The 12,559-nt window shown below is 42.1% G+C and carries 12 protein-coding genes, 1 pseudogene and 1 riboswitch; of the genes and pseudogenes, 12 read left to right on the forward strand and 1 reads right to left on the reverse strand.

The window, feature by feature from the left end; translation table 11 throughout:
- Positions 1-71 precede the first annotated feature (71 nt).
- From murA to D8790_RS04305, 9 genes and pseudogenes are all read left to right on the forward strand, one after another.
- A complete protein-coding gene (gene murA / locus D8790_RS04265) occupies positions 72-1,331 on the forward strand; it encodes a UDP-N-acetylglucosamine 1-carboxyvinyltransferase (protein WP_125387687.1) in 1,260 nt (419 codons plus the stop codon).
- 33 nt (positions 1,332-1,364) lie between these two features.
- Positions 1,365-1,916 (forward strand): GNAT family N-acetyltransferase, encoded by a 552-nt coding sequence (locus tag D8790_RS04270; protein WP_125387688.1) that lies wholly within the window; start codon positions 1,365-1,367, stop codon positions 1,914-1,916.
- On the forward strand, positions 1,909-3,186 hold the full coding sequence (gene spxR / locus D8790_RS04275) for a CBS-HotDog domain-containing transcription factor SpxR (RefSeq protein ID WP_125387689.1): 1,278 nt from the start codon (positions 1,909-1,911) through the stop codon (positions 3,184-3,186). The genes D8790_RS04270 and spxR overlap by 8 nt, the downstream gene beginning before the upstream one ends.
- A gap of 14 nt (positions 3,187-3,200) precedes the next feature.
- Complete coding sequence (locus D8790_RS04280; RefSeq protein ID WP_125387690.1) at positions 3,201-4,058, forward strand: methionyl aminopeptidase; 858 nt, start codon at positions 3,201-3,203, stop codon at positions 4,056-4,058.
- Positions 4,059-4,105: 47 nt separating this feature from the next.
- Positions 4,106-5,026: a YihY/virulence factor BrkB family protein gene (locus D8790_RS04285; protein WP_125387691.1), complete on the forward strand. Its 921-nt coding sequence runs from the start codon at positions 4,106-4,108 to the stop codon at positions 5,024-5,026.
- A 10-nt stretch (positions 5,027-5,036) separates the two neighbouring features.
- Positions 5,037-5,884 (forward strand): annotated as a pseudogene (locus tag D8790_RS11065) (hypothetical protein).
- 82 nt (positions 5,885-5,966) lie between these two features.
- Positions 5,967-6,770 carry a hypothetical protein gene (locus tag D8790_RS04295; RefSeq protein ID WP_125387692.1) on the forward strand — a complete coding sequence of 268 codons (804 nt, stop codon included), beginning with the start codon at positions 5,967-5,969 and terminating at the stop codon, positions 6,768-6,770.
- A 400-nt stretch (positions 6,771-7,170) separates the two neighbouring features.
- Positions 7,171-7,620, forward strand: a complete 450-nt coding sequence (locus D8790_RS04300) for a MarR family winged helix-turn-helix transcriptional regulator (RefSeq protein WP_125387693.1) — start codon at positions 7,171-7,173, stop codon at positions 7,618-7,620.
- Positions 7,621-7,628: 8 nt separating this feature from the next.
- Entirely contained in the window at positions 7,629-8,336 is a 708-nt protein-coding gene (locus D8790_RS04305) for a B3/B4 domain-containing protein (protein ID WP_125387694.1), read from the forward strand.
- Between the two features lie 72 nt (positions 8,337-8,408).
- On the opposite strand, the gene D8790_RS04310 is transcribed toward D8790_RS04305, so the two are convergent.
- Positions 8,409-8,849, reverse strand: a complete 441-nt coding sequence (locus D8790_RS04310; RefSeq protein WP_125387695.1) for a GtrA family protein — start codon at positions 8,847-8,849, stop codon at positions 8,409-8,411.
- A 28-nt stretch (positions 8,850-8,877) separates the two neighbouring features.
- Positions 8,878-9,000: riboswitch (PreQ1 riboswitch) on the forward strand.
- On the opposite strand from D8790_RS04310, the gene D8790_RS04315 reads away from it, so the two are divergent.
- The 3 genes from D8790_RS04315 (at position 8,998) to D8790_RS04325 (ending at position 12,546) form a co-directional block, all read left to right on the forward strand.
- The gene (locus tag D8790_RS04315) at positions 8,998-9,513 is read left to right on the forward strand and encodes a QueT transporter family protein (RefSeq protein ID WP_125387696.1); all 516 of its coding nucleotides are present in this window, start codon (positions 8,998-9,000) and stop codon (positions 9,511-9,513) included. (Overlaps the previous riboswitch by 3 nt.)
- Positions 9,514-9,619: 106 nt before the next feature.
- Positions 9,620-11,578, forward strand: a complete 1,959-nt coding sequence (gene ligA / locus D8790_RS04320) for an NAD-dependent DNA ligase LigA (protein ID WP_125387697.1) — start codon at positions 9,620-9,622, stop codon at positions 11,576-11,578.
- 8 nt (positions 11,579-11,586) lie between these two features.
- A complete protein-coding gene (locus D8790_RS04325; protein WP_125387698.1) occupies positions 11,587-12,546 on the forward strand; it encodes a diacylglycerol kinase family lipid kinase in 960 nt (319 codons plus the stop codon).
- Positions 12,547-12,559 lie beyond the last annotated feature (13 nt).

The raw sequence follows: 12,559 nt of genomic DNA on the forward strand, positions 1-12,559 counted from the left end.
TTTTGTCTAGGAAAATGGATAAAACTATGATATAATAAAGAGTAATACCGTGAAAGTGCTAATTTTAAAACATGAAAAAAATTGTAATTAATGGTGGTCGCCCTTTAAAAGGAGAGGTGACCATTAATGGTGCCAAAAATAGTGTTGTGGCCCTTATCCCAGCTATTATTTTAGCTGATAATGTTGTTACTTTAGATGGTGTGCCGGCGATTTCGGATGTTGATAGCCTCATCGAAATCATGGAAATCATGGGAGCGACTGTCAAGCGGTCTGGCGATTGCTTGGAGGTTGATCCTAGAAACATCAAGAATATGCCAATGCCATCTGGTAAAATCAATAGTTTACGAGCGTCTTACTATTTCTATGGAAGTTTACTAGGCCGCTTTGGAGAAGCGACAGTTGGTCTTCCTGGGGGCTGTGACCTTGGTCCGCGTCCGATTGATCTCCATCTCAAAGCTTTTGAAGCGATGGGCGCTCATATGACCATGGAAGGCAATTATATGAAATTGTCAACGGGTGGTAAGCGCTTGGCTGGAGCTAGTATTTACATGGATACCGTTAGTGTCGGTGCCACGATTAATACGATGTTGGCAGCAGTCAAGGCTGAGGGGCGTACGGTGATTGAAAATGCGGCACGTGAGCCAGAAATCATCGATGTAGCTACGCTGCTTAATAATATGGGGGCTCATATTCGTGGGGCTGGGACTGATATTATCACGATTGAAGGTGTAGACAGCCTTCATGGAACGCGTCATCAAGTGATTCCGGATCGGATTGAGGCTGGGACCTATATTTCCTTGGCGGCAGCAATTGGACAAGGTGTCCAGATTAATAATGTTCTTTATGAACATTTAGAAAGTTTCATTGCTAAGCTAGAGGAAATGGGTGTGCGCATGACCATTTCAGAAGACAGCATCTTTGTAGAAGGGCAGAAGGATTTAAAGGCTATTAACATCAAGACTTCGCCTTATCCTGGCTTTGCTACGGATTTGCAGCAGCCAATCACTCCGCTTTTGCTGACAGCTCATGGCCATGGAAAAATCGTTGATACCATTTATGAGAAACGGGTCAACCATGTCGCTGAATTGGCAAAAATGACTGGTAGAATCTCAACCGCTAGCAATCAAATCGTCTATGAAGGACCAAATCAGCTGAAAGGTGCTTCTGTGAAGGCAACGGATTTGCGTGCGGGTGCAGCCTTGGTGATTGCTGGTCTGATGGCCCAAGGCCGAACAGAAATTACCAATATTGAATTTATTTTACGCGGTTATTCCAATATTATTGACAAATTAAGAAGTTTGGGTGCGGACATCCAGCTCATCGAAGAATAAGCGTTCATCGCTTATTTTTTATAGAGGAAGCCTATGAATTTGTGGACACAGTTAGCAGCTTTTTCTTTTATTGAAACGGAGCATTCTTTTTTACGCCCGATTCTTTTTGGAGATGCAGAATCCCTTTATAAAATTGCTTCCAATCCGGATAATACCGAGTTTATTTTTCCGACTGAAAGTAGCTTGCAAGAAAGTGAATATGTTATCGCCAATTATTTTATGAAAAATCCCTTGGGAATCTGGGCAATTTGTGATAAGGAAACGAATGAAATGATTGGTTCCATTAAATTTGAAAAAATGGACGAAATAAAAAAAGAAGCTGAACTAGGATATTTTTTGAGGAAGGACTATTGGGGACAGGGCTTGATGACCGAAGTTGTCCGTGAATTGGTTTTTCTTTCCTTTACGAAATTCGATTTTAAGCGTCTGACCATCATCGCGCATGAAGAGAATATTGCTAGTCAGAGAGTTGCACTGAAAGCTGGTTTTAAGCTCTTCCGTCAGTTTAAGGGGAGCGACCGCTATACGAGAAAGATGAGAGATTACACCGAATATCGCTACGAAAAAGGAGATTTCAATGAGTAAACACCAGGAAATTTTGGCTTATCTTGAAAATCTTCCAATTGGCAAGCGAGTCAGCGTTCGGAGTATTTCAAATTACTTGGGGGTCAGCGACGGAACTGCCTACCGAGCGATCAAGGAAGCTGAAAATAGAGGAATTGTCGAAACCAGACCCAGAAGTGGGACTATCCGCGTGAAGTCGAAGAAAGTTGTTTTAGAGCATCTGACCTACAAGGAAATTGCTGATATTACTGGATCAGAGGTGCTTGCCGGCGAAAAGGGACTGGAAAAAGAATTTAACAAGTTCTCCATCGGAGCTATGACCGAGCAAAATATCCTACGTTACTTAAACGAAGGCGGCCTTCTTATTGTCGGGGATCGGACGCAGATTCAGATCTTGGCTCTTGAAAATGAGAATGCCGTACTAGTAACTGGAGGCTTTGAAGTCGATCCAGAGGTTTTAAAACTGGCCAATCGTATTGACATTCCTGTCCTAAGAACCAAGCACGATACCTATACCGTGGCAACCATGATTAACCGCGCCCTGTCCAATATCCAGATTAAAACAGATATTTTGACGGTAGAGCAGGTTTATAGAGCCAGTCACGAATATGGTTTCTTGCATGACACAGATACCGTTCGTGACTATCTGGATTTGGTTCGTCGTAACCGCACCAGTCGTTTTCCAGTCGTCAATCAGCATCAAATGCTGGTTGGGGTCGTGACGATGCGGGATGCGGGAGATAAGTCTCCTTTGACTACCTTGGATAAGGTTATGACCCGAAAAATCTTCATGACTGGATTGTCGGCAAATATTGCCAATATCAGTCAGCGCATGATTGCAGAAGATTTTGAGATGATTCCGGTGGTACGTAGTAATCAGACTCTCCTTGGGGTGATTACTCGTCGGGATATTATGGAGAAAATGAGTCGCTCTCAGATTTCCAGTTTACCGACTTTCAGCGAGCAGGTGAGCCAGAAGATTCATCGCCAAGAGGATGTTTTTTCTTTCACTGTCGAGCCTTTCATGCTGGAGCAAAATAGAGTCTTGGCTAATGGCGTCTTGACGGAAATTATCACTCGGATTACGCAGCAGTTGATGACGACGAATAGTCAGAGCTTAATCGTCGATCAGATGATGATTCATTTCTTTCAGGCTGTTCAGATTGATGATGTCCTGCAGATTCGGCCTCGGATTATTCATCAAACGCGGAGAACAGCAGTGATTGACTATGATATCTACTTAGATTTGCTATTCGTTGCCAAAGCAACGATTACTGTAAAAATTACTTAGTAAAGAGGTAAATAATGATTACTATAAAATCACAACGTGAAATTGATTTAATGGACAAGAGCGGAGATTTTCTAGCTTCTGTTCATATCGGTCTGAGAGACTTGATCAAGCCAGGTATTGACATGTGGGACATTGAAGAATATGTCCGCAAGCGCTGTAAAGAAGACAATGCTTTGCCCCTTCAGATTGGCGTAGAGGGCAGCGTTATGGATTATCCTTATGCGACTTGTTGTTCTCTCAATGATGAGGTGGCCCATGCTTTTCCTCGCCATCAAAAGTTAGTCGAGGGTGATATCATCTGTGTGGACATGGTTGTCGGTTTAGTCGACAAGGCTGAGCTGGATGTCTCTAAGTTGGACTTTGACAATGTTGAGCAGATGAAGCAATACACAGAAAACTTCCGTGGCGGTGTTGCAGATTCATGCTGGGCTTATGCAGTTGGTCAGGTTAGTCCAGAAGCGCAGCAGCTCATGGATGTGACCAAGGAATGTCTCTACCGAGGAATTGCAGCTGCAAAAGTTGGTAATCGCATTGGAGACATTGGCGCAGCCATTCAAGAATATGCTGAAAGCCATGGATATGGAGTGGTGCGTGATTTGGTTGGTCACGGAGTTGGCCCAACCATGCATGAGGAGCCAATGGTGCCGCATTACGGTCGTGCAGGACGCGGTTTGCGTTTACGGGAGGGAATGGTTCTGACTGTCGAGCCAATGATCAATACAGGTACATGGGAGATTGACACGGACTTTGAAACCGGTTGGGCGCATAAAACCCTAGATGGCGGTCTTTCTTGCCAATATGAGCACCAATTTGTCATTACCAAAGATGGTCCTGTGATTCTAACTAGCCAGGGCGAAGAAGGGACTTATTAAGCATAGAGGGCTGGGCTTGTCCCAGCCTTTTTGAATAGGAGAGAGATGTGACAGGATTCATCAAAAAGATAAGAGAAAATGAATTTCTCAGAGCTTTTTTCCATTTTTATCAGGCGTCGGAGGCAGATATTACCAGCATTGCTGTGGCCTACTATTTTCTGATTTCGATTTTCCCCTTGTTATTGATTGCGGCAAATATTCTGCCTTATTTTCAGATTCGGCCAGATGAGCTATTGGTTGCGCTGAGAGACATACTGCCAGAGTCATTGTATCTGACGATCGCCAAGGTTGTCCGTGATGTGCTGACCAAGCCATCGACAGGTTTGCTGAGTATTTCTATCCTATCTGCCCTGTGGACTTTTTCCCAGAGTATGACTTTTCTGCAAAAGGCTTTTAATAAATGCTATGGTACGAAGCAGGGGCGGGGCCTTATCTGGGAGCGGATCTTTGCTTTTATCATGAGTCTAGGCTTGCAATTCTTATTGGGCTTGTCGCTCGTTTTGACCCTATTCGGTCGAATGCTGGTTGGGATTCTTTATAATTTCTGGCAGTTTGACCGTGGCCTCTACCAGCAGTTGCTGACCATGACAGAGCCTACGATTTATCTGATGCTCTTTCTTTCGCTGATTCTGCTTTATTTTTCTTTACCCAATGTGAAGATTCCTAAAATCCGCTATGTGCTACCCGGTGCGACCTTGGTTCTTGTTATCATTTATAGCCTCATGAACCTTTTTACTGTTTATATCGAAGCTTATCTAGATCGCTTTTTAGATGTGCGTTTTGTTGGCTCAGTGGTGGTTGTGATTATCATGTTTTGGTTTATCCTGATTGCCAAGGTGCTAATCGTCGGTGCTGTCCTCAATGCGAGCATCCAAAGTCGTTTCGTATCGCACTTTGAAAGCCGTAGTGGTGAGCTTATTCTGAGATTTGATGACGAAGGACAAGCAGAAAAGGATACAAATGTATAATAGGTAAAATATGAAACAAACAATTTTTAATGCCTCGTTAGAGGAAAGTATGAACTTAGTGACAGATCAGTATATCAAAACTTCATTTGAGGATTTCAATGAAAAAGGTTATGAGGGAAAGCTTTTAGGATTTATTACAATGCAGTTTATCCTATTTCTAATCTTTCTTTTGAGTATTTGGATTGATTCTCAAAATTTGCAGTTTTTATTTATGTAAGTAAGCCTCATAAATGGTGCTCTATTTGGATTAGGATTTGTAGGGTTTGTTGGTTATTTAATTGATCTAACCAAAATAAAAAATCAGTCAATACTATCCTACTATTACTATAAAAAATGGATTCATTTTGTGATCTTTCTTCTTTGTTTGCAGTGTATAGTAGTAGGTATAGCCGGAGCAGGAACGATAATTGGAGAGATTTTATCTGGCACGTTATATACGGTTGCTTTTATTTTGTACTTTATTAGACTATTTCAAAATTTTCAGAAGAACACGTTCGAAATTTTGTATCAAGAGTCTACTTACTCAAATAGAGGAGCGGATTTTCTCGATCGTTTTGTTGTATTTGCAAAAGGGTACGGAGGGCTTATCCTATTCCTAATACTTATTTTCGTATTTTTTTCTCAAACTCGGATTTTATTCAGCAAAATGGTACCCTTCGTTCAATTTTTATAGCCATTAATCCAATATTATTTGTCCCCTTCCTTTACTTTCTGTATGCTTTAAGTGTGAACAATTTTCAAGGCTACTATCTCAAAAAATATTTGGAAGATTACCGCCAGTTATCTGACTACTCCATAGAAGACTGGTATGGGAAAGAATCGAAAAGATACAAAGAGTCGCTGGATCAGGAAGTTTAGTCAATGTTGGTTTACCCATTCGATTTTTATGGCGATGGTGCCTCCTTTTACAATGTAACCTGAACAAAATAGGAGAAAATAAATGTATAAGATACAAAAAGATATTAATGATGCACTTGAGACAACGCGAGGATGGAATATATTAGTAATGATTTTCGTAATGTCTCTATATTCGTTTTTGATTACTTGGGCCTCATACTTTCCAATGGGAGTTCTTCGATTGGCTAGTGAAGATGGACATGAACTAGTTACACAATTGACATCAGTAGAAAATAGCCTTATTCCTCCAGCTAGTTTTTTTGTTTTCCTATTTTTATTTTGTTGGATCAGTTTTATTAGTTTTTATATAATTTCTAAAAGAAACCGTATTAAAGCCTATTTATTGACTCAGATTTTTCAATTATTTGTGCTTGTAATTTTTTATTATGGTTGGTTTAGAGCCATTTTATATTTAATCCCTCTAGTGGCAATTCGTATCGTCTACTGGATTGGATTTGTCTTATCACTGATTTATCTTATTTATATCCTTGTAACAAAGCAGCGTGCTAGAAAGGATTATTTCTCCTCAGAATATTATAAAAAGTTTTTGAATGTTATTTTATTCTTATGGTTGTTGATGTATGGAATCAACCTCTTTACCCATGGTCTTAATCATTTCCTAGCGTATCTCTTGCTTGCTTTGTTGCCGGTTTCACCTATTTTCTTAGGCCTATTTTTGGTATCATTTTTCAAGTCCAATGTAGTAACGCTAGAGAACTTGAATACAGTCAATAAAAACCAAGAGACATACCGTGAGGAATATGGCTATACCATTGAAGAATGGTATGGAAAAAAGTCAAAAATGTATAAAGAATATGTTAAGAAGCAACGAGGCATTAGTAAATAAATGTCTATCCTAAGCTTTCCACCTGGGTTGACTTCAGGTGGTTTTTCTATGCTCTTCTCAAGCTGATTTGATATTGTAGTATTATATGATGTGACTAATAAGGTTGCACTAATGGATTTTAAAGGTGAAGATTATACTCGAGAGAATCTAGCTAGTGATTGTACTGACCTTTATCAAAACATATCAAGAGGTTGCTTAACAATCAATCAGCTAACCTTCCCAGTATCTATTTCTAATAAAAAAAGAGGCTAAGACTTTTTCCTAGCCTCTTTTTTGATGGTGCAGATAAGGGAAAGGCAGAAATAGTTCTATATAGAATTTTTTTAAGGTAAGTATTTCTAAATAATTTTTGTTGCATTTGCAACAAAAATCTGCTATACTATCTTCAGAAGGAGGAGGTATGTCAATTTTACGTGAGATTGGAATCATTGCTCGGGCTTTGGATTCCATCGCTAATATTGAGTTTCGTGACATAGATTTGGCGCGGGGGCAGTATCTCTATCTGGTGCGGATTGCGGAGAATCCTGGGATTATTCAGGAGGAGCTGTCAGACTTGCTCAAGGTGGATCGCTCAACGGTGGCTCGTTCAGTCAAGAAGCTAGAAAGTAAAGGCTTAGTGGAACAGCGGCCAGCAGCCAATAACCGCAAGAACAAGGAATGGTTCGTCACTGAGAAGGGGGTAACACTTTATCCTTTTATCATAGCGGAAAACGAATATTCGGAGCAGGTTTCGTTGGAAAAATTTTCAGAAAACGAGCGGAAAGAGTTAGAGAAGTTGCTGGTTCGCGTCCGAGAGAATATTACCAAGGACTGGGAGCTGGTCAAAAAAGGCCAGAAAAGAAATTATTGAGGTAGAACATGAAAGTTACAGTTGAAAATGAATTTTGGGCTTTGTTTCCAGAAGCTCAGATTAGTGTTTTAGTGGTCAAGGGACTGGATAATAGTGTGGATGAAAGTAAGGATCCTTATTTCAAATCCCTGCTGGATAAGGGAGCGAAGCGAGCAGCAGACTTTATTCCAGATGAGAACTTCACTCAGAATGATGTCATTCAGGAGTGGCGGCAGGCTTTCAGCCAATTCAAGACTAAAAAAGGAGCGCGTTCCTCTATCGAAGCCCTACTCAAGCGGGTCAGTCAAGGACGGGAATTTAACCCCATCAATCCTTTAGTAGATATTTATAATAGTGTTTCCCTTTCTTATGCTGTTCCTTGTGGCGGTGAGGATTTGGACAAGATTGTCGGTGGTCTTTATCTAGGAAAAGCCAAGGGTGGCGAAGCATTTTTCCCGCTGGGAGCTGAGACTGACGCGCCGGCTTTACCGGAAGAAATCATCTACTATGATGAAGAGGGAGCGGTCTGCCGTTGTCTTAACTGGAGAGAAGCGCAGCGAACCATGCTGACAGAAGAGACCAAGGACGCCATCTTGGTTATCGAGGCCATCAATGGAGAGCAGGCGGCGCGTGCCCAAGCAGCTATGACAGAACTTCAGACTCTGATTGAGGAGTATTTTGGGGTTAAGGGTGATATTACCCACCTGACAGCTGAAAATCCCAGCTTGGAAGTCTAAAAATAAAAATATCTGGATCAGAAATATCTGGTCCAGATGTTTTTGTTTAGGGGAAAATGGGCTGATCTATTCCTATTTTGCCTTGTTTTTAAAGACAAAAATCTTGCTGAAGACATAGTTGAGAACGATAATCAGCACTTGAGCAATCAAGGTTTCAATGGTGTTGACCATCTTAATATCGTTGTGGACGAATTGACCGATAATCTGCGGGAAGCTAGTGACAAAGATAAAGGTTAACAGCAAGTTCAAGGCCATAGTTGCCAGGCGGGCTGTGAAAAATTTGACCAATCGCACTGGCCAGCCCTGTCTCTTTTGCTTGAAAACGATAGTATCGTTGGTCACAAAGGCAAAGAGAATACCCAGAATATCACCAATAATTGTAGCCAGTAGTTCGTTTCCTGTCAGTTCATAGCAGAGCATCCGACTGACAACGGATACGACAGTGGTTGCCATACCAAAGAAGAGGTAGGATAGGACTTCATTGTCAAAGAATTTTTTAATCAAAGTTTTCATAAGCATAGTCTATCACATTTCTAGGATTTATGCTATACTAGTGAGGTTGTCGATTTGAAGGAGATAGCTTTTCCGTCTGAGGCGACCCTTGGCGCTTAACTTCTTTCGCCAAGCATATTACACGCGCTCATGCGCTAAAGGAGAAAACATGAAACAAGAAAACTTATCAGTTCGTGATTTGACACACATTGCCATTGTTGCCGCCATTTATGTAGCCCTTACGATTACGCCCCCTTTAAATGCTATAAGCTACGGCGCTTACCAGTTCAGAATTTCTGAAATGATGAACTTTATGGCCTTTTACAATCGTAAATACATTCTGGGAGTGACTATTGGCTGTATGATTGCCAATCTCTATAGCTTTGGAATCATTGATGTCTTTGTCGGTGGTTGGTCAACTTTAGTCTTCCTGTCATTAGGTGTCTACCTCTTTAGTCGCTATAAGAATCAGTATCTGATTAAAGATTTGCTTCGTTTAGATCATTTCTATTTTGCCCTTTTCTTCTCTATTTCGATGGTGACGATTGCGGCAGAGTTGTATTTCTTACAGGGCTTGCCATTCTTCCTGACTTGGTTTACAACAGCCATTGGAGAATTTGCTTCCTTGATAGTTGGAGCTATGATTATTAACCTTATTGCTAGACAACTTGATTTGACAAGATAAGACAGTCAGAGAGCGGCATTTCCGCTCTTTTTATGTCCTTTTGCTTTTTAGGAAGAATTCGGAACAAATAGAGGAAGATTTTGTGTATTTGTGATAAAATAGAAGTATGAAAAAAAGAATGTCAGAATTAGTAGAATTGCTCAACCGATATGCCCATGAGTATTATACGGCAGACAGGCCAAGTGTATCGGACAGCGAGTATGACAGACTCTATCGCGAGTTAGTGGAGTTAGAAGAAAAGTACCCAACTGATATCCTACCTGATAGCCCGACCCATCGGGTGGGTGGGAAGATTTTAGAAGGATTTGAAAAATATCCACACCAGTATCCTCTCTTTAGTTTGCAGGATGCTTTTTCACGTGAAGAATTAATGGCTTTTGACCAGCGAATCCGCAAGGAATTTCCCCAGGTTTCCTATATTTGTGAGCTCAAGATTGATGGGCTCTCTATTTCCCTGACCTATGAAAAGGGAATCTTGGTAGCAGGAGCGACTCGGGGGGACGGTTCTATCGGTGAAAATATCACGGAAAACCTCAAGCGAGTCAAGGATATTCCGCTGACCTTGAAAGAACCGTTGGACATTACCGTTCGCGGAGAGTGCTACATGCCCAAGGCTTCTTTTGATGCGGTCAATCAGCTGCGGCAGGAGAATGGTGAACCTGAATTTGCTAATCCTCGAAATGCGGCAGCAGGAACCTTGCGGCAGCTGGACACAGCAGTTGTGGCCAAGCGCAATCTAGCAACCTTCCTCTATCAGGAAGCCAGTCCGACTCAGGCTGGAAGCCAGGAAGCAGTTTTGCATAAGCTAGCATCTTTGGACTTCTCAGTCAATCCGATTCATTTTCTAGCGGATTCGATTGATGGCGTTTGGGAATTTATTGAAAAGATTGCTCAGGAGCGGGACAGTCTGCCTTATGAGATTGACGGTATTGTCATCAAGGTTAATGACTTGGCTGTGCAAGAGGAGCTTGGATTTACTGTCAAGGCTCCCAAGTGGGCCATTGCCTATAAGTTTCCTGCTGAGGAAAAGGAAGCCCAGCTTCTGTCTGTTGACTGGACAGTCGGTCGGACAGGAGTTGTGACTCCGACAGCCAATCTGACACCAGTTCAGCTAGCGGGAACGACCGTTAGCCGAGCAACCTTGCACAATGTGGATTATATTGCGGAGAAAGATATTCGTCAGAAAGACACCGTTATCGTCTATAAGGCGGGGGATATTATTCCTGCTGTCTTGCGAGTGGTTGAGTCCAAGCGTGTCTCGGAGGAGACTCTGGAAATACCAAGTCACTGTCCGAGCTGTGAGAGTGAGCTGGTGCATTTCGAGGACGAAGTGGCTCTGCGCTGCATCAATCCCCTCTGTCCAGCCCAGATCAAGGAGGGCTTGATTCACTTTGCCAGCCGAGATGCCATGAATATTACTGGCCTTGGTCCAGCAGTGGTCGAAAAGGTCTTTGATAAGGCCTTGGTCAAGGATGTGGCTGGAATTTACCGACTTTCTGTAGAAGATTTGCTGACCTTGGACGGCTTTAAGGAAAAATCAGCAAATAAATTGTATAATGCCATTCAAGCTTCTAAGGAAAACTCAGCAGAGAAATTGCTCTTTGGTCTGGGAATCCGTCACGTGGGAAGCAAGGCTAGTCGGATTTTGATGGAGAAATTCCACGATATGATCAAGCTTTCTCAGGCTAGTCAAGAGGAAATTTCTTCTATTGATAGCTTGGGGACAGTTATCGCTCAGAGTCTACATTCTTACTTTGATCAAGAAGGCAGTCAGCTTCTGCTGCAAGAATTACAAGAAGCTGGCGTCAACCTAGACTATCTGGGGGAGAAAGTAGCAGCTGATGCCGCTCTCGCTGGTAAAACAGTCGTATTGACCGGAAAATTACAAAAATTAACACGGAATCAAGCTAAAGAAAAATTGCTGAGCTTGGGTGCAAATGTCGCTGGAAGTGTGTCTAAAAAGACAGATTTGGTGGTGGCAGGTAGCGATGCAGGCGGCAAATTGACCAAAGCCCAAGAACTTGGAATCGAGATTCGGGACGAGGACTGGCTAGATAGCTTGTGAGGCTGAGAATGGAAAATAAGATAAAAAAAGCAAGATTGATTTATAACCCAACTTCTGGGCAGGAAATTATCAAAAAAAATATTGCCGAAGTCTTGGATGTTTTGGAAGATGTTGGCTATGAAACCAGTGCCTACCAGACCACTCCAGAGCCTTTCTCTGCTCGGCGAGAAGCTGAAAGGGCAGCCAAGGCTGGTTTTGATTTGGTCATAGCAGCTGGTGGAGACGGTACGATCAATGAAGTAGTGAATGGGGTTGCAGGTCTAGAAGTGCGCCCCAAGCTGGCTTTCATCCCAACTGGTACGACCAATGATTATGCGCGTGCCTTGAAAATTCCGATGGGAGATCCAGTGGCTGCAGCTCGAATTATCGAGAAAAATCAGACGATTCAGATGGATATCGGCCGGGCTTATGGCAGCAAATACTTTATCAACATTGCTGCGGCGGGCACTCTGACTGAGCTGACTTACAGTGTCCCTAGTGAAGTCAAGACCCGTCTAGGCTATCTGGCTTATGTAGCCGAAGGAGCCAAAATGCTGCCACGCTCCAAATCCCGTAAGGTACGGATTGAGCATGACCATGGTGTTTTTGAGGGCAAGATTTCGCTTGTCTTTGCAGCCTTGACCAATTCTATCGGAGGTTTTGAAAAACTAGCGCCAGATACAAAACTGGACGATGGAAATTTCACCTTGATTCTTGTAAAAACGGCCAAGTTGTTTGATATGCTTAGTCTCATCATACAGGCAATTAATGGTGGCCAACATGTGACGGATGCCAATGTTGAATATCTGAAAACTAGCAAATTGAAGCTAGAAGTATTGGATAAAAAAGCCCCCTTTATGTTGAATCTGGACGGTGAGTACGGAGGAGATACACCAGTAGAATTGGAAGTTTTGCACAATCATCTGGAGTTTTTCGCCAATATAGATGAAATCGATGAGAGCGCTCTTTCCTTAGAAAAATTAGAATGAAGAGATAAATGAA

Source organism: Streptococcus cristatus (genome assembly GCF_003943535.1).
Lineage (GTDB): Bacteria > Bacillota > Bacilli > Lactobacillales > Streptococcaceae > Streptococcus > Streptococcus cristatus_L.